The following is a 22,880-nucleotide window of genomic DNA, read 5'->3' on the forward strand; positions in this document are numbered from 1 at the left end:
TACCGCCGATCGCGGTCCGTTGGCGCGTCGCACGACCTGCGTATCCTCGCCACTGACCTGGCGCTCTTTGGAATAGTCCCAGGTCAAACGGCTATTGACAGAACGCGGCCGTCGGCGGGTAGGTTCGGCCGGGTCCACCAAAGGACGTCCGACCGGAGAACCTCCACGCAGCCGTCGAACGCCGCTGGGCCATGGGTGGTGTGCCGCACCGGCGCACCACCACTGGGAGCCAGGTCCAGCGCCCGCGTCGCGGACGCGAGGGAACGTTCCACCGGGCCGGCAGGTGTGACCCGGGTGGGGCCCGGACGCTCAGTAGACAACGGCTCTCGGTCGACCCGCAGCCAGCGGGCCCCAGGTCGGCCCGAAGGGTGCCGGGCCCCGATCCGCAGTACTCCCCTCAACCGCCCGTGCCGCCGTGGCCGTGCGGGAAGAGGCCACTATGGTGGTCCTCTGCGTACGAACGAAGGGGCAGTAGTGAACGACGGCGGTGCGGTCTCCGAAACCGGTGACCAGGGGAGGCAGTTCGGCCCGCTCGGCCTGGCCTTGGTGATCATTCCGACCTACAACGAGGCGGAGAACATCCAGTCCATCGTGGGCCGGGTCCGGGTCGCCGTGCCCGAGGCGCACATCCTCATCGCCGACGACAACAGCCCCGACGGCACCGGCAAGATCGCCGACGAGCTCGCGGTCGACGACGAGAACGTCCACGTACTGCACCGCAAGGGCAAGGAAGGCCTCGGCGCGGCCTATCTCGCGGGCTTCCAGTGGGGCCTGGACAACGACTACGGAGTGGTCGTCGAGATGGACGCCGACGGCTCCCACCAGCCCGAGGAGCTGCCCCGGCTGCTCACCGCGCTCAAGGGTGCCGACCTCGTCCTCGGCTCGCGCTGGGTGCCGGGCGGACGGATCGTCAACTGGCCCAAGTACCGCGAGATGATCTCGCGTGGCGGCAGCACGTACTCCCGGCTGATGCTCGACGTGCCGATCCGCGACGTCACGGGCGGCTACCGCGCCTTCCGCCGCGAGACCCTCGAAGGCATCGGCCTCAGTGAGGTCGCCTCGCAGGGCTACTGCTTCCAGGTCGACCTGGCCCGCCGCGCGATCAAGTCGGGCTACCACGTCGTCGAGGTGCCGATCACTTTCGTCGAGCGGGAGCTCGGCGACAGCAAGATGAGCCAGGACATCGTGGCCGAGGCGCTGTGGCGGGTCACGGCATGGGGTGTGGGCGAGCGGGTGGGCCGCGTGGGCCGCGCCCTGGGGCGCAAGGACGCCGAAGAGGCGCAGGAGTCCCCGAAGGGCCGCAAGAAGCTCTGAGAAGGGCCGTGGGGGCTGCCGGGCGTCGTTCCAGCGGCCTTCTTGTTGATCATCCCTTTATGCCGGTCTGAGCCGGGCCCAGGCACACTGGAGCCATGACGACTGGCGTACCGCCCACCCGACCCGCCCGGCCCCGGCGCTCCCGCGTCCTGAGGTTCCTGCCGCTCGGCATCGCCGCGTGGCTGGTCCTGGAGATCTGGCTGCTCACCGTAGTGGCGGGCGCCGCCGGCGGGCTCACGGTGTTCCTGCTCCTGGTGGCCGGTGTCGTGCTCGGCGGCATGGTCATCAAGCACGCCGGGCGCCGCGCCTTCCGCGAGCTGAGCGAGGCGGTGCAACAGCAGCAGAGCGGCCTGGCGCCGCATCCCTCCGAGCGCGGCGGCGGCAGCGCCCTGACGATGCTGGGCGGCCTGCTGATCATCCTGCCGGGGCTGATCTCCGACGTCCTGGGGCTGCTCCTGCTGGTGCCGCCGATTCAGAAGGCCGTCAGTCGTACGGCGGAGAAGACGTTCGAGCGCAAGGTCCGCGAGGCCTCGCAGGGCAGCCTCGGTGACGCCTTCCAGCAGGCGCGCATGCACCGCCCTGACGGCAAGGTCGTCCAGGGCGAGGTCATCAGGGACGACGAGCGGCCGGCCCGCGGCGCGCACCCGGACGACCCGCAGCTGCCGCCCCGCTGAGGTCCGGCGCGTAGAGCAGCGTCAAAGCAAGACAACACAAAGGCCGGGACCACTGCTGAGCAGTGCTCCCGGCCTTTGTGTGCGGTGTTGTTCAGTTCACCGTCAGGCGGACTTGCGGCTGTCCCGCGGATGCACCGCGATGTTCATGGCTCCTGACCGGAGAACCGCAAGGCGCTCCTCCAGGACCTCCTCGAGTTCTTCTCGAGTACGGCGCTCCATGAGCATGTCCCAGTGCGTACGCGCAGGCTTCCCCTTCTTCTCTTCAGGTCCGTCGCCGTCTACGAGGAGTGCCTGGGCCCCGCAGACCTTGCACTCCCACTCCGGCGGGATTTCCGCCTCTACCGAGAAGGGCATCTCAAAACGATGTCCGTTCTGGCATGCGTACTCCACGGCCTGGCGCGGAGCCAAGTCGATGCCGCGGTCGGTCTCGTAGCTGGTCACCACGAGGCGCGTGCCGCGAAGAGCTCGCTCACTCATGAATCGTGCCTCCCGGGCTTGTCGCCCACAGGACAGGTGTCGCTGTCGTCGTCATCCGGTCAACGTCCGGTCGGCGGTAAAGATTCCCGTTCAGGGTCATGCGTCGCCGTCGTATGCCGCCCCTTGTTGTACCCACCAGCGCCCGGTTTGTCACATCTAGTAGCAGATGTCACCCAGCGTTTCTGAATCTCCAGCGCGCAGTAACGGTCCGCCTGGTAGGCCAAACGCGTACACTACCGCCCTTTGGCTTCAGTTGCTAAATCCTGGCGGGTACGGGATTTCCCGCGTCGCGGATCGCACGCCGTACGGGTACCCGCGCGAGCAGCACGAAACCGATCACGAAGAAGGCCACAAGGGAGACGATCGCGTCCCGGTAGCTCCCCGTGAGCTGGTACGTCAGGCCGAAGATCAGCGGCCCGAGCCAGGCCATGCCGCGATCGCTGATCTCGTACGCGGAGAAGTACTCGGCCTCCTTGCCCGCGGGCACCAGATGCGAGAACAGGGACCGCGAGAGCGCCTGCGAACCCCCGAGCACCAGGCCGATGCCCGCCGCGAGCACGAAGAACCACACCGGCGCACCGGCAGGCAGGAAGAACCCGGCCCCGATCGTCACTGTCCACGCGGCGAGCGAACCGAGGATGGTGCGCTTGGCGCCGTACGTCCGTGCGAGGCGCCCCATGGCAAGCGCTCCCACCACCGCGAGCACCTGTACGAGGAGGACCGCGACGATCAGCGTGGACTGGCCGAGACCGAGCTCTTCGGAGCCGTACACGGACGCCTGGGAGATCACCGTCTGTACGCCGTCGTTGTAGACGAGATAGGCGAGCAGGAAGGACAGGGTGTGCGGATGGCGGCGCATGTCGCGCACGGTCGACGCGAGCTGCCGCCAGCCGCGTGCCGGTGCCTCCGAGGGCGGCGCCTTGCGGTCACGCAGCCGCCGCAGCGGTACGAGCGTGAACGCGCCCCACCACACGCCCGCCGACGCCAGGCAGATGCGCACGGCTGTCGACTCCGAGACGCCGAAGGTGTCGTGGGCCAGGAACAGGACCAGGTTCGCCACCAGGACGAGTGCACCCGACGTGTAGCCGAACGCCCAGCCGCGCGAGGAGACCGCGTCACGCTCCTCCGGAGGCGCGATCTGCGGCAGGTAGGAGTTGTAGAGCACCATCGAGACGGCGAGCGAGGCATTGGCGACGATCAGCAGGAAGCCGCCGAGGAGATAGCGGTCGCCGTCCAGGAAGAACATGCCCGCCGTGGCCGCTGCCCCCAGGTAGGCGGCTGCCGCCAGGAGCGGCTTCTTGCGGCCCGTCCGGTCGGCGGCCGCGCCCGCCAGCGGCATGACGAAGACCGAGACGATCACCGAGGCCGACACCGCGTACGCGAAGAAGGACCCGGCGCTGACCGGTATGCCCAGTGGGTGGACGTATCCGTCCGGGTCCGCGGCGGACTTGGCGATCTCCGTCAGATACGGGCCGAGGAACACCGTCAGGACGCTCGTCGAGTAGACCGAGCACGCCCAGTCGTAGAAGTACCAGCCGCGCTGCTCGCGCCGTCGTTCGGCGGCGCTCTCGTCGGCTGGTGGCGTTGCCCGCACGGTGTCGGTGCCCACCCGTGCCCCCTCGCTGGTCCCCGTGGTCCGCTGCCGCCCCGGAGGCGGTCAGGCCCAGGCTCCCCGGTCCTTCAGCACTTCGCGCAGCGTCTCGATGTGATCAGAGATGATGCCATCTACACCGAGGTCGAGAAGCGCGGCCATACGTGCGGCGTCGTTGACCGTCCAGACGTGCACCTGTAGTCCACGCGCGTGGGCCGCGCGGACGAAGCGGCGGTCCACCACACGGATCCCGGCGTGCGTCTCGGGCACCTGTGCGCACACCGCGGAGCGGCGTACGGCGGCGGGGGCGCCGTACGAACGCAGCCGCAGGGCGGCCACGCCCCGGGTGCCGAACGACGTGGCGAGGCGGGGGCCCGCGAGTCGCTGGGCGCGGGCCACGCGGGACTCGGAGAACGAACCGACGCACACGCGGTCCCAGGCGCCGGTGCGGCGCAGCAGATCGAGGAGGGGCAGCAGGGCGGGCTCGGCCTTGACGTCCACGTTCCAGCGGACGTCGGGGAAGGACTCCAGGAGGTCCTCGAAGAGGGGCACCGGCTCGCTGCCCGCCACGCGCGCGTGGCGCACATCGCTCCACGGCAGGTCGGCGATCTGCCCGGCCGTGTCCGTCACCCGGTCCAGCGTCGCGTCGTGGAAGGCCACCAGGCGGCCGTCCGACGTGGCGTGCACATCCGTCTCGATGTAGCGGTACCCCAGGTCCACCGCGCGCCGGAAGGCCGCGGCGGTGTTCTCCAGGCCGTCCGCCGCCCCGCCGCGATGGGCGAAGGCCAGCGGGCCGGAATGGTCGAGGTAGGGGTGGCGTCCGCGCGTGGTCACCGCTGCAGTATCGCCTGCTCCGGTTGACCGCCGGCGGCCACGGCGTCTCCTTCGGATGGAGCGGGGGCGGCGAAGAGGCGCAGGAAGAACTGGGCCAGCGGGCCGATCGCCAGCGCGTACAGGACCGTGCCGATGCCCACCGTGCCGCCGAACGCGAAGCCGGTGGCGACCACGGCCACCTCGACCAGGGTCCGCATCAGCCGGATCGAGCGTCCGGTGCGCTGATGCAGGCCCGTCATCAGGCCGTCCCGGGGCCCCGGTCCGAACTTCGCCGCGATGTAGAGCCCCGTCGCGGCGCCGTTCAGGACGATCCCCGCCACGAGGAGCGGGACGCGGACGGCGAGCGTGTGCGTGTCCGGCATCAGCGCGAGGGTGCCGTCCATCGCCAGGCCGACGATGAAGACGTTCGAGACCGTGCCGAGGCCGGGGCGCTGCCGCAGCGGGATCCACAGGAGCAGCACCGCGGCGCCGATGACGATCGAGACGACGCCGATGGACATCCCGGTCAGTTCGGCGAGGCCCTGATGCAGCACGTTCCACGGTTCGAGGCCGAGCCCGGCCACCACCAGGAGCCCTGAGCTCGCGCCGTAGAGCGCCAGACCGACGTACAGCTGGGTGAGCCGCAGCGCGAGGTGCGGTTTCACCGGTCGTGACCGCGGCGCCTGGGGAGATGTGTGGGGAGACGTCGGGGTCGATGTCGGTGGCTTGGGCGTGGACAAGAGATGCCCCCCTGCTGGTGGTAGTGGCCTGATGCATGACACTCTGTGGCTCGTAAAGGGATACCAACCATGGCCAATTCCAGGAAGGTGGACTGGGAATCATGGCTCAGTGGACTTCGGCGGTGGGCTCCACGCAGCTCGCCCGGCTGCTCACCTCTCAGCAGACGCGCCCCGCGGGCCCCGGCACGCGCCGCCCGCCCGCCTACCGCGCGCTCGCCGACGGCATCCGCATGCTCGTCCTCGAAGGCCGCGTCCCGGTCGCCGCGCGGCTGCCCGCCGAGCGCGAGCTCGCCGTCTCCCTCGCCGTCAGCCGGACCACGGTCGCCGCCGCGTACGAGGCGCTGCGCACCGAGGGCTTCCTGGAATCCCGCAGGGGAGCGGGCAGTTGGACCGCCGTCCCGGCAGGCAACCCCCTCCCCGCGCGCGGGCTCGAACCCCTTCCGCCCGAGGCGCTCGGCTCCATGATCGACCTCGGCTGCGCGGCCCTGCCCGCGCCGGAGCCCTGGCTCACCCGCGCCGTGCAGGGCGCCCTGGAGGAACTCCCGCCGTACGCGCACACGCACGGCGACTTCCCGGCCGGGCTGCCCGCGCTGCGGCAGATGCTCGCCGAGCGCTACACCGCGCGCGGCATCCCGACGATGCCCGAACAGATCATGGTCACGACCGGCGCGATGGGCGCCATCGACGCGATCTGCCATCTGTTCGCACCGCGCGGCGAACGCATCGCCGTCGAGTCCCCGTCGTACGCCAACATCCTCCAGCTCATGCGCGAGACCGGTGCCCGTCTGGTCCCCGTCGCCATGTCCGACGGGCTCAAGGGCTGGGACATGGACCGCTGGCGCCAGGTGCTGCGCGACGCCGCGCCCCGCCTTGCCTATGTGGTCGCGGACTTCCACAACCCCACGGGCGCGCTCGCGGACGAGGACCAGCGGCGCAAGCTCGTCGATGCCGCCCGTTCCGCGGGAACGGTCCTCGTGGTCGACGAGACCATGATCGAACTTCAGCTCGACGACGACCTGACGATGCCGCGCCCCGTCTGCGGCTTCGACCCGGCGGGCTCGACCGTCATCACCGTCGGCTCGGCGAGCAAGGCCTTCTGGGCGGGCATGCGCATCGGCTGGGTGCGGGCCGCGCCCGACGTGATCCGCAGCCTGGTCTCCGCACGTGCGTACGCCGACATGGGCACCCCGGTCCTGGAACAGCTGGCCGTGAACTGGCTCCTGAGCACCGGCGGCTGGGAGTCCGCCGTCGAGGTGCGCAGGGAGCAGGCCCGCGAGAACCGCGACGCGCTGGTCACCGCGGTCCGCCGTGAGCTGCCCCACTGGGAGTTCGCGGTACCGGCGGGCGGCCTCACCCTGTGGGCCCGAGCGGGCGGCCTCTCCGGCTCCCGGCTCGCCGAGGTGGGCGAGCGGGTGGGGGTCAGGGTCCCGTCAGGGCCGCGCTTCGGCGTGGACGGAGCCTTCGAGGGGTATGTGCGGCTGCCGTTCACCGTGGGAGGCGCGGTGGCCGAGGAGGCCGCGGTGCGCCTGGCCGAGGCCGCGCGTCTGGTGGAGACGGGGGCGGGCGCGGGCGTGGAGGCGTCGCGGGCGTTCGTGGCCTGAGTGGTCCGAGCGGGCCGAGTGGGCCGAGGGTCTTGGTGGGCGCCCTGGCCGCCCTGGCCGCCCTCGGGCTCAGCTCTCGGCGGGCACGGGCTCCGGCGCCGCGTCGGGTTTCGTCGCGACGGTGTCCGCGTCTGCCTCAGCCTCCGTGTCGGCCTCTGTGCCGGTACTGGTATCGGTACCGGCATCCACGGGGGTGCTCCGCGCCGGCAGCAGATCCGTCACCGCCTGCCGGTGTGCCTCGCTCGTCGCGTCGTCGTACGGATCGGGCGTCGCGGGCACCTGGAGCCGGTGCACCTGACCCGTGCCGAGCCGGGCGTAGCCGCGGCCGGGCGGGACGTCTGCCGTGGGCGTCGTACGGGGCGGCACCCCGAGGATGTCCTCGACCTGGTCGATCGTCGTGGGGCCGAGCACCACGCGCGCGCGGGTGTGCTGGCGCACGGGGTCGCTCAGGGCGTCCAGGCTGTCGAACTGGTCGGCCACGACGACCGTGACGTTGGCCGCCCTGCCGTGCCGCAGCGGCACCTGGAGCAGTGACTGGGGGTCCTTGCGTCCGTCGGCCGCCGCGAGGTGGCCGAGCACGCTGGGGCGGTCCATGAGGATCCACAGCGGGCGCTTGGTGTCCTCCGGGGCGGGGTGGCCCGCCTGCCGGGCGCGGTTGGCGGAGATGAGGCGCCGCTCCGTCTCGTGTGCCGCCCACTCCAGGCTCGCCAGGGCTCCGGCGAGCCCGCACTCGATGGCCAGGACACCGTCACGTCCGGCCAGGCAGGCGTAGTCGCCGATGCCGCTGCCCTCGACGATGAGGACGTCGCCGTGCAGCAGGGCCTGCAGGGCGACGGAGCGCAGCAGGGTCGTGGTGCCGCTGCCGGGCTCGCCGACGACCAGGAGGTGCGGTTCGGTGGAGCGGGGGCCCGTGCGCCAGACGACGGGGGGCACGTCGCGCTGCTCGTCGCCGTCCGTCACGGGGAGGGTGCGCTGGACACCGGTGGGATCGGTGAAGCCGAGCACGGTCTCGCCGGGGGCCGTGACGAAGCGCTGGGCGGCGATGTCGGTGGGCAGCGGGGGCAGCACGTTCACCGTGAGCTGGTTGCCCTCCTCGTCCCACTCGAAGTGGTACTCGCGGCCGCGGCCCGACTTGGCGTGCAGCAGCTGTTCGATCCGTGCGCGGGAGTCGGCCTCGCCGTCCGTGAAGTACGCGGGGTAGCGCACCACCAGATGGGAGACACGTCCGTCGTCGTCGAACTCGTACGACGTGAGGGCCTTGTCCCACTCGCCGCCGTGCGCGAAGAGCGGCGCCGGGTCCTCGGGGACGGAGAAGTACGGGACGAGTGCTTCGTAGAGGGACTGCAGGCGCTGGGTCTGCGCCTCGTCAGGACCCGTGGGGGCGGGCTCCGTGCGTTCCCTGCCGGTCCACGCGGCGGCCGCCATCAGGCAGATGGCGGCGAGCAGCGGACCGTACGGCATGAGGGCCACCACCAGGACGACGGAGGCCACCAGGAACATCAGTGGCCCGCGCCGGTCCTTGGGGGTGTCGGCCCACCTGCGCCGCCCGGCCGCCGCCAGCCGGCGCAGTCCACGAGTGATCGTGATCAGCGGGTGGAGGACGTCGGTGGCGTTGTCGGCGGCCGACCGTGCGAACTCCCGGCTCCGGGCGATCGAGGCGGTGCCGTTGCTCAGGATGCGGGGGAGGGGGCGCCGGGCCACGTCAGTCTCCAGATGGTGCGAACGAAGTACTACAGGGGGCAGGAGGCGTCAGAACTTGATCCCGCCGAGGAGGCTCGCCAGGCTCGCGCTGCCGGCCTTGATGCTCGGGGCGATGGCGGTGCCCGCCATGAAGAAGCCGAAGAGCGCGCAGACCACCGCGTGGGACGCCTTGAGTCCGTCCTTGCGGAAGAACAGGAAGACGATGATGCCGAGCAGCACGACGCCCGAGATGGAAAGGATCATGACGGTTCTCCTGGTTGGTGGGGACAGTCACCATGAGTTGTTCCAGGTTCACAGCATGTATCCATACGATAAAAGGTGCAAATGGGGGAATTTTTCTTAATTTCCCTCGAATGGCGGAGCTCTGCGGGGCCGCACGAGCGCGGGTCCGGCGGGCATCCGGGTTCGTCGGTGATCTTTGCCGCGGGCGCGCCCCGTCATGTGCCCGGACGGGCAGTACCCTGTCGATTCACTCGTACGGCTGCACAGGACGCCGTACGACCCCCCGAGTCACCCCGCAGTCGAAAGGCGGTCTGGTCCATGAGCGAAGCCCCCGACCCGGAAGTCGTGGAGCTGGCGACCAAGATCTTCGATCTGGCGCGCCAGGGCGACACCGCGGCCCTCGTCGCGTACGTGGACGCAGGCGTTCCGGCGAATCTCACCAACGACAGCGGCGACTCGCTCGTGATGCTCGCCGCCTACCACGGTCACGCGGACGCGGTCCGGGCCCTCCTGGAGCGGGGCGGTGACGCCAACCGTGCCAACGACCGGGGGCAGACGCCGCTCGCCGGAGCCGTCTTCAAGGGCGAGGACGCGGTCATCCGGGCGCTCCTCGACGGAGGGGCGGATCCGGCCGCGGGCACGCCGTCGGCGGTGGACACCGCCCGGATGTTCGCGAAGACGGAGCTGGTCGAGCTGTTCGGGGCGGCCTGAGCGGGGTACCTGACCAGCAACAACGGGGGCGCTGGAAATGTGGTCGCGGCGGGCTGAACCGCTGGGCCATCATGACGACGTGATTCACGGACGCGACGGTGGGGCAGGAGTCGCCGCACCGCGCGGACCGTGAGCGGCCCGCCCCCGGACCTCCCGTCCGGGAACCCTTCGGGCCACCGACGAGAGGCAGAGGAAGATGGCTTACAGCAAGCAAGAGACGGCGGGCGGCCCGACGTGTTGGCGCACGGCCAGGTAATTCACGATTCCCGGTTGCGTCGACGCTTGATGTGAGGCTGTTTCCCATGTTCGATCCGGTCATAGCGCCCAGCGGTACGCTGCTCGGCCTGCTGCAGAGGGGCCGCGGCGACGGCACGCTGCACGCACTCACCGCACCTCGATCCGAGGCGCTCGCCGCCCTCGACACCTGTGTTCTCCACGACCCACGCCACGACTGGCAGGTGGAGAACCGCTCCCTCTACTACGCCAGGCTCTACCTCGATCTCCGCGGTGGCATCGAGGAGATCGAGCGGCATCTCTTCGATGCCGAGGACGTCCTGAACACGGACGACTCCCGCACCGGCCTCGCGCTCGCGGTGCTCGGGCACCTCGCCTCGTACGGCAGGCACGACGCCCTCGAACTGCTGCGACGGTACGCGGCGTTCGGCGCCAACTGGGCCTGGGCCCTGGACGAACTGGCGCTGCGCGACGACGACGCGGGCCTGCGTGCCCTCGCCGTGCCCGTGCTCGCCAGATTCCCCGAGGACGCGGAGGGCGAGGCCGAACTGGCCGCCGTCGTGCGCGACGCCTACGAACCCCGGCCCTGGCGGCTGTGGGAGGAGGACCCGAGGCAGGCCGTCGGCGCCCGTGTGCGCGCCGCACGGGAACAGGGCTCCTTCGACCGCTGGCAGCGGCAGATGCGGCCGGCTGGGCCACGCCCCGGCTGGAGCGTCCAGGCCGTCTTCGACTGGGCCCAGGAAGGGCTCGAACGCGGCGCCGTCCTGCATGTGCCCGCCGCCCGCTGCCTGAGCGCGGTCGCCGGGCCCGAGGACCGCGCCGAGATCCTCGAAGCCGCCCGCAACGGCTCCGACGGGGCGCGCGGCACGGCCCTGCGCTACCTCGCGGACGCCCATGATCCCGATGTGTTCGACCTGATCGAGTTCGCGGTGGAGAGCCCGTCACGGGCGGTCGTGGACGCCGCGGCCGAGGCCTTCGAACGGATGCGCGGCGTCGGCGCCGTGGAGCGGGCCCGCCGCTGGGCCCAGCGCCCCGACGAGCTCGGCGCCGCGGCGGGACGGGTGCTCGCCTGCAGGGGAGGCGCCCAGGACAGCAAGCTCGTGCTCGCCGCGCTCCGGGAGGCCGTCCGCGGCGAAGGCCCGGACGCACAGACCCTCTGGACACTCGTCGACGGCGCCGGACGCCTGGGCATCGCCTGCGCGGCCCCCGTCCTCCGCCACGTCTACCGCGAGACCGCCTCCTCCCACCTCCGTGGCCGCGCCGCCCGCGCGCTCGCCGCCACCGACCCCTCCTTCGCCGCCGGATTCGCCGTCGAATGCCTGTGGGACTGCGAGGAGTCCACCCGCGAGGTCGCCGCACGGCACGCCGAGACCGGCGACGCCCGTGTGGTCACCCAGCTCAGAAGGCTCGCCTCGGATCCCGCCGAGGAGGACGAGGTACAGACCGCGGTACGGAGCAGGATCGGCCCCGACGCGGCCGAGGTGTAGCCGTCGCGCCCCGGGGGAGGGGCGCGTGCGGAGGGGAACGCTCATGGGACGTTCCTCGCCAGGAAAGATCCACGTTGACGTGACCACGCCCCGCGCGACGACAACACGGGTATGCGTGTCGTCATCGTCACCGAATCCTTCCCTCCCGACGTCAACGGCGTGGCGCACTGCGCCCTCCAGACCGCCCGGCAGCTCGCCGCCCGCGGTCACGCCCCCCTGGTCATCGCCCCGGCTCCCGCGGCCGGGGCGGACGCCGCAGCCGATGCCAGTGCGCCCTGCCCCGTCATTCGTGTCCCCTCGCTGCCCCTTCCCGGCTATCCGCAGGTCAGGGTGGCGCTGCCCAGCCGGCGCCTGTCGGCCGCGCTGAGCGCGCACCGGGCCGAACTCGTCCACCTGGCCAGCCCGTTCGTCCTCGGGGCGCGCGGCATGGCAGCCGCCGCGCGTCTGGGCATACCCGCCGTCGCCGTCTACCAGACGGACCTGGGCGGCTACGCCCGTACGTACATGGGGATGGGCGAGGCCACCGCATGGCGCCGTATCCGTGCCGTCCACGCCGCGGCCGACCGCACGCTCGCCCCGTCGTCCGCCGCCCTGCGCGACCTCGTGTCGCACGGGGTGCCACGGGTACGGCTGTGGCCACGGGGTGTGGACACCGCCCGGTTCGGGCCCGCCCTCCGGGACGAGGCCGTACGCCGTGAACTCGCGCCGAACGGTGAGCTGATCGTCGGCTACGTAGGGCGTCTCGCTCCCGAGAAGCAGGTCGAACTCCTCGCCGGGGTGTGCTCCCTCGATGGCGTACGCCTCGTCGTCGTCGGCGACGGACCCAGCGAGGGGCCCGTCCGGGCCGCGCTGCCGGGCGCGGTCATGCTCGGACGCCGTACCGGCGGCGAACTCGCCCGGATCTTCGCCTCGCTGGACCTCTTCGTGCACACCGGGCCCTACGAGACGTTCTGCCAGACCGTGCAGGAAGCCATGGCCAGTGGTGTGCCGGTGGTCGCGCCCGCCGCGGGCGGACCCCTCGACCTCGTCGTCCCCGGCCGCACCGGAGTCCTGGTGCCACCCCGGGACGCCCTCGCGGTGCGCGACGCGGTCTGGGCGCTCGCCGCCGATCCAGGGCTGCGGGCGGCGTACGGAAGGGCCGGGCGCGCCGCCGTCGAGGGGCGGACCTGGGGGGCGGTCGGCGAGCAGCTCGTCGACCACTACGCCGACGTGCTCGCCGCGCGGACGGCGGTGGCGGCATGAGGGCGGCCCTGTACAGGGAAGCGGCCTGCCGCGAGGCGGCGGCACGGAGTGGCGCGCGCCCCGCCGGGTCGCTGCGCATCGTGCGGCTCGCGAACTTCGTCGCCCCCACGTCCGGCGGACTGCGCACCGCGCTGCGGGAGTTGGGGCGCGGCTACCGCGCGGCCGGGCACGAGCCCGTACTGATCGTGCCCGGCGCACGGGCCGGGGTCCGCGACACCGACCAGGGCCGCGTCGTGACCCTGCCGGGCACACTGCTGCCCGGCACCGGCGGCTACCGCGTCCTCACGGACCGCCGAAGGGTGGCCCGGGTCCTCGAACGCCTCGCCCCCGACCGCATCGAGGTCTCGGACCGCACCACACTGCGCTGGACCGGCGCGTGGGCCCGGCACCGCAGGATCCCGGCCGTGATGGTCTCCCACGAGACCGCGCACGGCGTCCTCAGTTCCTGGGGCATGCCCCAGCAGGCCGTCCTGCGTGCGGCCGACGCCCTCAACTCCCGGACCGCGCACGCCTATGCGCGGGTCGTGTGCACCACGGAGTGGGCCGAGCGCGAGTTCGTCCGCGTCGGGGCGCGCAACGTCGTCCGCGCGCCGCTCGGCGTCGACCTCGTGGGCAGCCACCCGGGGCTGCGTGATCCACGCGCGCGTGCCCGCCACGCGCGCGAGGGCGAGGTGCTGCTGGTGCTCTGCTCACGGCTGTCCGTTGAGAAACGGCCGGGCATGGCGCTCGACGCCCTGGAGGCGCTCCGTGGCCGGGGCGTGCCGGCGGTGCTCGCGGTGGCGGGGGACGGGCCGCTGCGGGCCCGCCTCGAACTGCGGGCGCGCGAGCGGCGGTTGCCGGTGACGTTCCTGGGGCACGTCGCGGACCGCACGGCCCTGGGGGCGCTGCAGGCCACGGCCGACGTCTGCCTCGCGCCGGGCCCCTGCGAGACGTTCGGGCTCGCGGCCCTGGAGGCGCTCGCCTGCGGTACGCCGGTGGTGGCCAGCGCGTCGTCGGCGCTCCCGGAGATCGTGGGCGGTGCGGGCGCGGTGGCGACGGACAGCGGTGAGTCGTTCGCGACCGCCGTTCAGACTCTCCTCGCCCGTCCCGAGCGGTCCCGGAGGGAGACGGCACGCGTGCGTGCCGAGTGCTTCGGGTGGGAGGGGGCTGTCGCGGCGTTCCTGGGGGCGCATGAGGCGCGGCTCGGGGTGCGGGGCGCAGGGGAGTTCGGAGCATCGGCCGACGAAACGCTCGGCGAGGGGCGTGCGTCATGAAGCCGTTGTGTTTCGTGGCTCTCGGCGACTCCCTCACCGCAGGCATCGGGGACCCCGTGGACGAGGGGTGGCGCGGATGGGCGGCGCTGCTGGCCGAGGGGCTGGCAGCGGGTGAGGGGGCGGTGCGGGAGGGGGTGGTGCGGTTCCACAACCTCGCCGTCAGCGGCTCCCAGACCGGGGACGTGCTGGACCGGCAACTGCCCGTGGCCCTGGAGCTGCGGCCCGACCTGGTCTCGGTCGTCGTCGGCGTCAACGACACCCTGCGCTGCACGTTCGACATCCGGGCCGTGGCGGCACGCCTCGACGAGGTCTACGCCGCCGCCGGGCGGCACGGCGCCCACCTGCTCACCGCCTGCCTCCCCGACCCGGGGGCCATGCTCGGCCTCCCCGGCGCCCTGGCACGCCCGCTGGCCCGGCGGCAGCGCGCGGTCAACGCCGTCGTGCACGCGCTGTCCGAGCGCTACGCCGCCGTCCACCTGCATCTCGCGGACGACGAGTGGGTCGCCGACCGCACCCTGTGGAGCGCGGACCGGCTGCATCCCGGCGAGCGGGGCCACCGTCTTGTTGCCGCCCGCTTCCACGCGCTGCTCGCGGCCCGGGGCCTCGCGGCGGGCGGCCCGCCCTCGTGCGAGCCCCAACTGCCCTCGCCCACCCGCTCGGCGAGCCTGCTGTGGCTGGCGACCGCGGGCACCGGCTGGGTGGCGCGCCGGTGCACCGATCTGCTGCCCCAGCTGCTCACCCTCGCGGCCGACGAGGTACGCCATCAGGTACGGGGCAGCAGCGCCCGGCTCGACCTGAGCGCCACCCACGCGGTGACGGCGGCGCTCGCGGCGCTGACCGTGGCCGAGCAGCCGGACGCGGCGTAGGCGGCCTCAGGAGGGCTGCCTCAGGAACTCAGGGAGGGTGAGGCCTCAGCGTCGTGCCGCCGGGACGAAACGGACCGGGGTTCCTGGCACCGCCTGCGCCGCACCGGCCAGATCAGCCTCCCTGACCACCGCGATCACCGGGTAGCCCCCGGTCGTCGGGTGGTCGGCGAGGAACACCACGGGCCGGCCGTCCGGCGGCACCTGGACGGCACCGAGGACCATGCCCTCGCTGGGGAGCTCATCGGTGAACGCCCGCTCCAGGGCCGGCCCTTCGGTGCGTAGACCGATGCGGTTGCTCGCCGAGGACACGCGGTACGCGCGCGTGGTCAGCGTGTGCCGGGCCGAGGGGGTGAACCAGTCGGCGCGCGGTCCTGGCGTCACCCTCAGGACCAGTTCGCGGGGTGGCGCGGGGTGCGGGACGGTGTCCACGCGTGCGTGGGGTGCGGCAGCGCTCCCCATAGGGATGACGGTTCCGTCCGTGAGCGGCGGCGGGCCGAGCCCGGAGAGCAGATCCGTGGAGCGGCTGGCGAGGACCGGCTCGACGGCCACTCCGCCGCCGAACGCGACATAGCAACGCACTCCGGAGACGGCCGTTCCCACGTCGAGCACCGCGCCGGCCGGTACCCGCACGGGGGCACCCCACGCCACCGGTCGGCCGTCGACCGTCACCGGGCAGGGCGCTCCCACGACGGCCACCGTCACCGTGCAACGCGGTCGCACGGAGCAGCCGTTGAGCGTGGTCTCCAGGACGGCCGCGTCGGGCGGGTTGCCGACGAGCCGGTTGGCGAGGCGGGTCGCGGCCGGGTCGAGGGCCCCGGAGCGCGGCACTCCGAGGTGGGCGTGCCCGGGACGGCCCTGATCCTGCACGGTGGTCAGCGCCCCGGCCCGTACGACGGCGAAAGCACGGTCCGTCATCGTGCCCCCAGGCTGGGCACGGCTGGGCTGGGCACGAAGCGCACCCGCACCCCGGGGGTGAGCAGGGCGGCAGGCACGCGCGCGTGGTCCCACAGCACGGCATCGGTCGTGCCGATGAGCTGCCAGCCGCCGGGAGACGAGCGTGGATACATCCCCGTGTACGGCCCCGCAAGGGCGACGCTGCCGGCCGGGACGCTCGTGCGTGGTGTGGCCCGGCGAGGCACGTCGTAGCGCTCGGGCAGCCCCGTGAGATAGCCGAAGCCGGGCGCGAACCCGCAGAAGGCGACCCGGTATTCGGCCGCCGCGTGGATCCGGGCGACCTCCGCCACCGGGACCCCCCAGTGCGCCGCCACATCCGCCAGGTCGGGCCCGTCGTAGCGGACCGGGATCTCCCGGACGTCCTCCGCGCGCGCCGCGAGCGGCGGGATGTCCAGGGCGGCCAGCTCGGCGCCGACGGGGCCGGGGTCGTCAAGGCCGTCCAGGAGCACCGTGCGGGCCGCGGGGACGATCTCCCGTACGCGGATCAGGCCCGCGGCCCTGCGACGCAGCAGTTCGGCGTGGAGCGCCTGCGCCTTGTCGCCGTCGGCGAGTTCGACCAGCAGCGCCTGCTCGCCGACCGGAAGCACCCTCACGCGAAGGCCTCCACCCGGACGCCCGCCGCTTCGAGGCGTGCCCGGACCTGCCGGGCGAGGGCCACCGCCCCCGGGGTGTCGCCGTGCAGGCACAGCGAGCGCGCGCGGACGTCGATGCGCCGGCCGCCCTGGGCGGTGACCGCCCCGAACCGGGCCATGCCCACGGAGCGTTCGACGACGGCGTCCGCCTCCGTGATGACGGCGCCATCGTCGCCGCGTGGCACGAGCGTCCCCTCCGGGGTGTACGCACGGTCCGCGAACGCCTCGGTGACGACGGGCAGCCCGGCCTTGCCCGCCACCTCCAGGAAGCGCGATCCGGGCAGCCCGAGGACCGGCAGCGCGTCATCCGCGAGCAGGACACCGTCGAGGACGGCGCGCGCCTGCTCCTCGTCATGGACGACGCGGTTGTAGAGCGCTCCGTGCGGCTTCACGTACGACACGCGCGTGCCTGCCGCCCGCGCGAAGACCTCCAGGGCGCCGATCTGGTACGCCACTTCGGCCGCGAGCTCGTCGGCGGGCACGTCCATGGAGCGGCGCCCGAAGCCTGCCAGGTCGCGGTAGGAGACCTGGGCGCCGATCCGTACCCCGCGTGCGGCGGCCTGCTCGCACACGCGCCGCATGGTGGCCGCGTCCCCGGCGTGGAAGCCGCAGGCCACGTTGGCGCTCGTGACGACGGAGAGCAGCTCCTTGTCGTCGGTCAGGCGCCAGCGGCCGAAGCCCTCACCGAGGTCGGCATTGAGATCGATCACGGCGTCGGCCGGGGCTCGCGTCATCTGCGTAGATCTCCTGTTTCCTCCGGGTGGCCTGGTCAGGCCACCCGGTACTGCTCGTCACGGGCGTCGGTGATGAACATCTGGCCCGGCGCGTGCGTGATCGCGAACGGCGGCCGCGAGGCCATCACCGCGGCCTGCGGCGTCACCCCGCACGCCCAGAACACCGGGATGTCACCGGGCTCCGCGGCCACCGCATCACCGAAGTCGGGCCGGTCGAGGTCGTCGATGCCGAGCCCCGCGGGATCCCCGCAGTGCACGGGACTACCGTGCACCGCGGGCAGCAGCGAAGTCTCCCTGATCGCCGCCGAGAGGTGCTGCGGCGGCACGTGGCGCATCGACACCACCATCGGGCCGTGCAGCCGTCCCGCCGGACGGCAGGGGCGCGCGGTCACGTACATCGAGACGTTGCGGCCCTGCTCGACATGGCGCATCGGAACGCCTGACTCCGTCAGCGCCCACTCGAAGGTGAAGCTGCAGCCGATCAGGAACGACACCAGGTCGTCCCGCCACCGGTCGGCGACGTCCGTGGGCTCGTCGGTCAACTCGCCGCCCTCCCACACCCGGTAGCGCGGCAGGTCCGTGCGCAGATCGGCGCCGGGGGCCAGGGGAGTGGTCCAGGAGCCCGCGTCCGTGACGTCGAGCACCGGGCAGGGCTTCGGGTTGCGCTGGCAGAACAGGAGCATGTCGTACGCCCAGTCGGCGGGCACGGAGATCAGATTGGCCTGCGTGTGACCGGCCGCCCAGCCCGCGGTCGGCCCGCTGGTGCCCGACCGGAAGAGCGCCCGGGCCTCCGCGGGACTCCGCGACGCCGTGGCCGCGGGGCTCACACCAGCTCCTTGCCGCGCGTCTCGGGCAGCCCGAACAGCGCGAGCACGGCGATGGCGTAGCCCAGTGCGCCGAAGACCAGCGCACCGCCCACGCCCCAGCTGTCGGCGAGGAATCCGACCATGGTGGGGAATATGGCGCCCACGGCGCGACCGGTGTTGTACGTGAAGCCCTGCCCCGTGCCGCGCACGGCGGCCGGGTAGAGCTCGCTGAGGAAGGAACCGAAGCCGCTGAAAATGGCCGACATACAGAAGCCGAGCGGGAAACCGAGCACAAGGAGAAGGCCGTTGGCCCCGTCCGGGATGTTCGTGTAGGCGAGGATGCTGGCCGCGGAGAGGAACGCGAAGAGCGTGATGTTGCGTTTGCGGCCGAGCACATCGGTGAGATAGCCGCCCGCCAGGTAGCCGATGAAGGCACCGGAGATCAGGAACGCGAGATACCCGCCCGTGCCGACCACCGTGAGTCCGCGTTCGGTCTTCAGATACGTGGGCACCCAGGTGGCGAGCGTGTAGTAGCCGCCCTGTACGCCGGTGGACAGCAGGACCGCGAAGAGCGTGATGCGCAGGAGACCGGGCTTGAAGATCGCGGTGAACGAGCCCTTGTCCGCGCTTTTCTCGCGCTGCTCGGCCGCCTCCGGGGCGTCGTGCACATTGCGACGTACGTAGACGACGAGCAGGGCGGGCAGCGCTCCGGTCCAGAACATCACACGCCAGGCGATGTCCTCGCCGAGGAACTGGAACACCACGGTGTAGACGATCACCGCGAGCGCCCAGCCGATCGCCCAGGCGCTCTGGATCGCGCCGAGCGTACGGCCGCGGTTCTTGGCGGTGGCGTACTCGGCGACCAGGATCGCGCCGACCGCCCACTCGCCGCCGAAACCGAGGCCCTGGAGGGCGCGGAAGACCAGCAGGGTCTCGTAGTTGGGCGCGAAGCCGCAGGCGACGGTGAAGACGGCGTACGTGACGACCGTGATCATCAGTGCCTTGACGCGGCCGATCCGGTCCGCGACCACCCCGGCGATCGCGCCGCCTATCGCGGAGACGACCAGCGTGACCGTGGTGAGCAGGCCGGTCTGGCCGCTGTCCAGGCCGAAGTACGCGGCGATCGCGACCATGCTCAGCGGCAGCGTGAAGTAGTCGTAGGAGTCGAGGGCGTAGCCGCCGAAGGCGCCCCCGAAGGCACGGCGGCCTCGCGGGCCAAGCGCGCGCAGCCAGCCGAACGCGCCGTTGTCGCCGACGGGTTCGCCGTCCACGGGGCGGCTTTCGGCCGGCACGGCCTGGGGCGGTGGGGGTGTGCTCATGGGCACCTCGCAGGAGGGGGACGGAGGGTGCGGAGCGGGCAGGGGTGGTGAGCGGGCAGGGCGTGGGGCACGGGCGGGGACTGTGCCGTGCCCGACAAGGTAGAGGATCGTTGAACGATCCCTCAATACCCATGTTGTCTCGTTCTTGTATCTGCGATTGAATCCGGGCATGGCTGAGGGAATGGCTGACGCGAGCGGACTGGCCGACGACCGTGCGCTCCTGGGGCGCACCAGCACCGCGGAGCGGGTCTCCGACATCCTCCGGAGCCGTATCGCCGAGGGCTACTTCCCGCCGGGGGCGCGCCTGTCGGAGGACAGCATCGGCGGCGCGCTCGGCGTCTCGCGCAACACGCTGCGCGAGGCCTTCCGTCTTCTCACGCACGAACGGCTGCTGGTCCACCAGCTCAACCGCGGGGTATTTGTCCGAGTTCTCACGGTTGAGGACGTCGAGGACATTTATCGCACCCGGCGCCTCGTGGAGTGCGCGGTCGTCCGCGGCCTCGGCGATCCGCCCTTCGCGCTCGACGGACTCGCGAGCGCCGTCGCGGACGGCACGAAGGCGGCCCGCGAGCGCAAGTGGAAGGGCGTCTCCACGGCGAACATCCACTTCCACCGGGAGCTGGTCGCGCTCGCCGGGAGCGCCCGCACCGACGAGGTGATGCGCAGCGTCTTCGCCGAACTGCGCCTGGCCTTCCACGTGGTGGACGATCCACGCGGGCTGCACGAGCCGTACCTCGTACGCAACCGGCAGATACTGCAGACCCTCCAGGAGGGGGACGCCGCGGAGGCCGAGCGGCTGCTCGCGGTCTACCTGGACGACTCGCGCAGCGGCCTCGTCGAGGTCTACGGCCGACGCGTGGCGGAAGGCGAGCGTCCGGGCTCCTGAGCCCGGACGGACCTCGGACGGACCTCGGAAGGACGCTGTCAGATCTGCGCCGTTTCGACCGTTGTCAGACCGAGGATCTAGTCTGTGCACCGTGACTTCGCCTGCCGTTACGGACACCGTTCCGCCCCAGCTCAGCGCGGGGCCGAGGCCCGCTCCGGGCCCGGCCGCCGACGAGGGCCTGGCGCGGCGGCTCCGCGCGCTCGCCTGCACGGCGCCGCTGCACGACCTGGACGTGCGCAAGGCCAACCTCGCGGGCGAGTATTCGGTGTACGCGATGGCGGAAGTGGCCCTCTCCGCCATCGACCTCGTCACACTGAACATGGACTTCGACACCGGCGCCGACCACGAGCAGATAGTGACCAGGCTGCTCCCGCGCGTCGGGGCCCAGGCTCCCCGGCGCCCCGTGGCCGAGCACGAGCGCGTGGCCCGCTGGGTCCTGGAGAACCTGATCAACGTCGGCAGCGTCGACCGCGGCTTCCGCGCCGTGTACGGCACCTTCGCGCCCGACGGCACCTATGTGCGCAGGGACTACGACTTCAAGCTGATCGAAGAGGTGCCCGGGTACGGGGGGAGTGTCTATCTCCGCACGACGGACGAAGCGGTCAACGTCCTCGTGGGCGCCCTCGACACCGACGTCACCAGTGCCCAGATCGCCGCCGAGGTGAAGCTCGAGGTGCTCATCAGCCGCGGCCGCCTCGCCGACGCCCAGCTCGCCGCCGAGCAGGCGCGGTATCGGACGGTGCAGTATTCGGAGACGCTCCGCAGGGCCCTGGACGCCACCCGGCGCAACGTCCGCGCGGTCGACTGGCTCCAGGCCGTCCCCGACATGATCGCGGAGGCCCTTGAGCACGTCGCCGACCGCTATCGCCACGAGAACGCGATCCTGACGAACATCCGCAAGGCACGCGACGAGTCCGAGGACCCCGAGCAGAAGCGCCGCGCCGCCGAGCTCGTCGACATCGTCAAGGACTGCATCCGCCGTCACACGCAGCTACAGTCCCGGCTCCTCGACGCGGGCCCGCTGTTCCGGGCCGAGCAGGACCGGCAGGCCTTCGCGCCCCCCACCGCACGCAGCGGGCTCGATCTGTACGGCCAGCTCGTCTCCCCGCTCCTGCCGCTCCCGGTCGAGCAGGCGAGCCGCGTGACGGGCGCGTTCTTCGCGCGCGGGACAGGCCTGCGCACGCCCGTGTCCGTCCGCGTCGGAGACCTCGTCGACATACTGCTCACGCCGCCGCAGGAGCGGGAGCACCTGGGCATGGAGATGCCCGAGCCCGACCTCATCGCCACCCCCGACGACAGCCGCTTCAGCGAGGAGCAGCTCGCCAGCGCCATGGAGCTGCTCGACCTGCCGGCCGACGCGCCCCGGCGCCTCTCCGGCCTGCTCGCCGACGCCCGGCTCCGCGACACCGAACTGCCGTACCTGGTAGCTCTCCTCGCCGTGCACGCGGCCAGCCCGCCGGTCGGCACCGCCTACCGCCAGGGCGAGGAGAAGCTCCTGTTCGCCGTGGACGACGGCACCGAACTCGACGACCAGGAGTTCGGCGGCGCCGACCTCATCGTGGGCACCGCACTCCTCGACGCCGCCGGCATGGCGGCCGGCCGGACGGAGGGCGCGTGAACACCCCCGGCCTCCGTCCCCACCCCCACCTCCATCCCCCGACTCTCCCGTACGACCGCCGCAAGGAGCACAAGCCGTGACCGAGCACCCCGCAGAGCACGCCGCGTGGGGCGAGCCGGACCCGGCGGCGGCGCCCGCGGCGACCGCCCCCATCACCCCGGCCGACGCCGCCGACGCCGCGCGCCTCGTCGCCTTCGGGCTCCAGCCCAAGCTCCAGCCCGCCCGCGACCAGGAGTACGCCGAGCTGCTGCGCCGGTACCGCGAGGACCCGCCGTTCGCGCGGCTCGCCGACGCCGTCGCCGCCGGGCTCGGGCTCGTCGTCCTGGAGGTGTCCCCGCGCGCGGGGATGGCCGTGACGGCCGCCGAGGACTCCGTGTTCGCCGTCCGCATGGGCGACTACGCCCGCCGTACGGCCGCCGACTCCACCGACCGCTTCCTGCACGGTCTCGCCCATCTCGCCGTCGCCGCCCTGGCGTTCCCGCGCCCCGAGGACCTGGCCGACGACGGGTACATCGGGCGGGTCACGGTCAACGGCGTCGACGCTTTCGTACGGCAGGCCTGCCACCGCCTGGAGGAGCGCGCCGAGGAGCAGGGCGAGAACTCCGACCCGCAGACCGACGCCCCCGGCCTGGAGGCCGCCTGGCGGATCTGGTCGCGGCGCAGCTCGACAGGCGCCACCAAGGACGCCCGTCGCCTCGCCGGGTCGACCACCGGGATCATCGGCAAGGCCGTCGCGTTCCTCACCGACTCCGGGTTCCTGCAGCGCACGGGCGACGACTCCGGGGGCACGTACCGCACCACCGCCCGCTATCAGCTCCAGGTGCGCGACATGGCAGGCGGCGCCGCCATGGCCGAGCTCCTGGAGCTCGGCATCGTGCCCGTCACGGACGGGTCCGCGACCCTGTTGCCCCCCGACGAGACCGACGATCTGGAGCTGGCCGCCGACGCGGGGCTGCCCTTCCACTCCTGAGCCTCTCGCCCCACCCCCACCTTCCTGCTGTTCCC

At 72.4% G+C, this 22,880-nt stretch carries 22 protein-coding genes; 11 read left to right on the forward strand and 11 right to left on the reverse strand.

Annotated elements, in window-relative coordinates:
- Window positions 1-474: 474 nt before the first annotated feature.
- A complete protein-coding gene (locus OG302_RS34525; protein WP_371530343.1) occupies window positions 475-1,314 on the forward strand; it encodes a polyprenol monophosphomannose synthase in 840 nt (279 codons plus the stop codon).
- 95 nt (window positions 1,315-1,409) lie between these two features.
- The gene (gene fxsA / locus OG302_RS34530; protein WP_371530344.1) at window positions 1,410-1,988 is read left to right on the forward strand and encodes an FxsA family membrane protein; all 579 of its coding nucleotides are present in this window, start codon (window positions 1,410-1,412) and stop codon (window positions 1,986-1,988) included.
- 102 nt (window positions 1,989-2,090) lie between these two features.
- Here the strand turns inward: fxsA and OG302_RS34535 are convergent, their stop codons facing one another.
- From OG302_RS34535 to OG302_RS34550, 4 genes are all read right to left on the reverse strand, one after another.
- Window positions 2,091-2,465, reverse strand: a complete 375-nt coding sequence (locus tag OG302_RS34535) for an RNA polymerase-binding protein RbpA (RefSeq protein WP_030360404.1) — start codon at window positions 2,463-2,465, stop codon at window positions 2,091-2,093.
- Between the two features lie 256 nt (window positions 2,466-2,721).
- Complete coding sequence (locus OG302_RS34540; RefSeq protein ID WP_371530345.1) at window positions 2,722-4,074, reverse strand: MFS transporter; 1,353 nt, start codon at window positions 4,072-4,074, stop codon at window positions 2,722-2,724.
- Between the two features lie 48 nt (window positions 4,075-4,122).
- A complete protein-coding gene (locus tag OG302_RS34545) occupies window positions 4,123-4,890 on the reverse strand; it encodes a glycerophosphodiester phosphodiesterase (protein ID WP_371530346.1) in 768 nt (255 codons plus the stop codon).
- Window positions 4,887-5,534, reverse strand: a complete 648-nt coding sequence (locus OG302_RS34550) for a YitT family protein (protein ID WP_371530347.1) — start codon at window positions 5,532-5,534, stop codon at window positions 4,887-4,889. Before OG302_RS34550 ends, OG302_RS34545 begins: the two co-directional genes overlap by 4 nt.
- A gap of 176 nt (window positions 5,535-5,710) precedes the next feature.
- Between OG302_RS34550 and OG302_RS34555 the strand changes: the two genes are divergently transcribed.
- Window positions 5,711-7,210: a PLP-dependent aminotransferase family protein gene (locus tag OG302_RS34555; RefSeq protein WP_371530348.1), complete on the forward strand. Its 1,500-nt coding sequence runs from the start codon at window positions 5,711-5,713 to the stop codon at window positions 7,208-7,210.
- Window positions 7,211-7,279: 69 nt separating this feature from the next.
- Here OG302_RS34555 and OG302_RS34560 read toward each other — a convergent pair whose 3' ends face one another.
- Together OG302_RS34560 and OG302_RS34565 are read right to left on the reverse strand one after the other, a co-directional pair.
- Window positions 7,280-8,911 carry a hypothetical protein gene (locus tag OG302_RS34560; RefSeq protein WP_371530349.1) on the reverse strand — a complete coding sequence of 544 codons (1,632 nt, stop codon included), beginning with the start codon at window positions 8,909-8,911 and terminating at the stop codon, window positions 7,280-7,282.
- 48 nt (window positions 8,912-8,959) lie between these two features.
- Window positions 8,960-9,154, reverse strand: a complete 195-nt coding sequence (locus OG302_RS34565) for a hypothetical protein (protein ID WP_160503705.1) — start codon at window positions 9,152-9,154, stop codon at window positions 8,960-8,962.
- 297 nt (window positions 9,155-9,451) lie between these two features.
- On the opposite strand from OG302_RS34565, the gene OG302_RS34570 reads away from it, so the two are divergent.
- The 5 genes from OG302_RS34570 to OG302_RS34590 all read left to right on the forward strand — a co-directional run bounded on the left by OG302_RS34570 (window position 9,452) and on the right by OG302_RS34590 (window position 14,926).
- Entirely contained in the window at window positions 9,452-9,844 is a 393-nt protein-coding gene (locus OG302_RS34570) for an ankyrin repeat domain-containing protein (protein WP_361843950.1), read from the forward strand.
- A 302-nt stretch (window positions 9,845-10,146) separates the two neighbouring features.
- Window positions 10,147-11,565 (forward strand): HEAT repeat domain-containing protein, encoded by a 1,419-nt coding sequence (locus tag OG302_RS34575; protein WP_371530350.1) that lies wholly within the window; start codon window positions 10,147-10,149, stop codon window positions 11,563-11,565.
- A 111-nt stretch (window positions 11,566-11,676) separates the two neighbouring features.
- Window positions 11,677-12,807: a glycosyltransferase family 4 protein gene (locus OG302_RS34580; RefSeq protein WP_371530351.1), complete on the forward strand. Its 1,131-nt coding sequence runs from the start codon at window positions 11,677-11,679 to the stop codon at window positions 12,805-12,807.
- Window positions 12,804-14,060 carry a glycosyltransferase gene (locus OG302_RS34585; protein ID WP_371530352.1) on the forward strand — a complete coding sequence of 419 codons (1,257 nt, stop codon included), beginning with the start codon at window positions 12,804-12,806 and terminating at the stop codon, window positions 14,058-14,060. The genes OG302_RS34580 and OG302_RS34585 overlap by 4 nt, the downstream gene beginning before the upstream one ends.
- The gene (locus tag OG302_RS34590) at window positions 14,057-14,926 is read left to right on the forward strand and encodes an SGNH/GDSL hydrolase family protein (RefSeq protein ID WP_371530353.1); all 870 of its coding nucleotides are present in this window, start codon (window positions 14,057-14,059) and stop codon (window positions 14,924-14,926) included. The genes OG302_RS34585 and OG302_RS34590 overlap by 4 nt, the downstream gene beginning before the upstream one ends.
- Before the next feature lie 45 nt (window positions 14,927-14,971).
- On the opposite strand, the gene OG302_RS34595 is transcribed toward OG302_RS34590, so the two are convergent.
- The 5 genes from OG302_RS34595 to OG302_RS34615 are packed head-to-tail and all read right to left on the reverse strand — an operon-like array spanning window position 14,972 to window position 19,371.
- Window positions 14,972-15,841: a biotin-dependent carboxyltransferase family protein gene (locus OG302_RS34595; RefSeq protein ID WP_371530354.1), complete on the reverse strand. Its 870-nt coding sequence runs from the start codon at window positions 15,839-15,841 to the stop codon at window positions 14,972-14,974.
- Window positions 15,838-16,473 carry an allophanate hydrolase subunit 1 gene (locus OG302_RS34600; RefSeq protein ID WP_371530355.1) on the reverse strand — a complete coding sequence of 212 codons (636 nt, stop codon included), beginning with the start codon at window positions 16,471-16,473 and terminating at the stop codon, window positions 15,838-15,840. Before OG302_RS34600 ends, OG302_RS34595 begins: the two co-directional genes overlap by 4 nt.
- The gene (locus tag OG302_RS34605; protein WP_371530356.1) at window positions 16,470-17,246 is read right to left on the reverse strand and encodes a LamB/YcsF family protein; all 777 of its coding nucleotides are present in this window, start codon (window positions 17,244-17,246) and stop codon (window positions 16,470-16,472) included. The genes OG302_RS34600 and OG302_RS34605 overlap by 4 nt, the downstream gene beginning before the upstream one ends.
- Before the next feature lie 35 nt (window positions 17,247-17,281).
- A complete protein-coding gene (locus OG302_RS34610; RefSeq protein WP_371530357.1) occupies window positions 17,282-18,073 on the reverse strand; it encodes a putative hydro-lyase in 792 nt (263 codons plus the stop codon).
- Entirely contained in the window at window positions 18,070-19,371 is a 1,302-nt protein-coding gene (locus OG302_RS34615; RefSeq protein WP_371530358.1) for an MFS transporter, read from the reverse strand. Before OG302_RS34615 ends, OG302_RS34610 begins: the two co-directional genes overlap by 4 nt.
- Before the next feature lie 181 nt (window positions 19,372-19,552).
- On the opposite strand from OG302_RS34615, the gene OG302_RS34620 reads away from it, so the two are divergent.
- The 3 genes from OG302_RS34620 to OG302_RS34630 all read left to right on the forward strand — a co-directional run bounded on the left by OG302_RS34620 (window position 19,553) and on the right by OG302_RS34630 (window position 22,845).
- Window positions 19,553-20,257: a GntR family transcriptional regulator gene (locus tag OG302_RS34620; RefSeq protein ID WP_371750325.1), complete on the forward strand. Its 705-nt coding sequence runs from the start codon at window positions 19,553-19,555 to the stop codon at window positions 20,255-20,257.
- A 91-nt stretch (window positions 20,258-20,348) separates the two neighbouring features.
- Complete coding sequence (locus OG302_RS34625) at window positions 20,349-21,875, forward strand: hypothetical protein (RefSeq protein WP_371530359.1); 1,527 nt, start codon at window positions 20,349-20,351, stop codon at window positions 21,873-21,875.
- A 76-nt stretch (window positions 21,876-21,951) separates the two neighbouring features.
- Window positions 21,952-22,845, forward strand: coding sequence for a hypothetical protein (locus OG302_RS34630; RefSeq protein WP_371530360.1), 894 nt, complete (start codon window positions 21,952-21,954; stop codon window positions 22,843-22,845).
- Window positions 22,846-22,880 lie beyond the last annotated feature (35 nt).

The organism is Streptomyces sp. NBC_01283, assembly GCF_041435335.1.
In the GTDB taxonomy this organism is placed as follows: domain Bacteria; phylum Actinomycetota; class Actinomycetes; order Streptomycetales; family Streptomycetaceae; genus Streptomyces.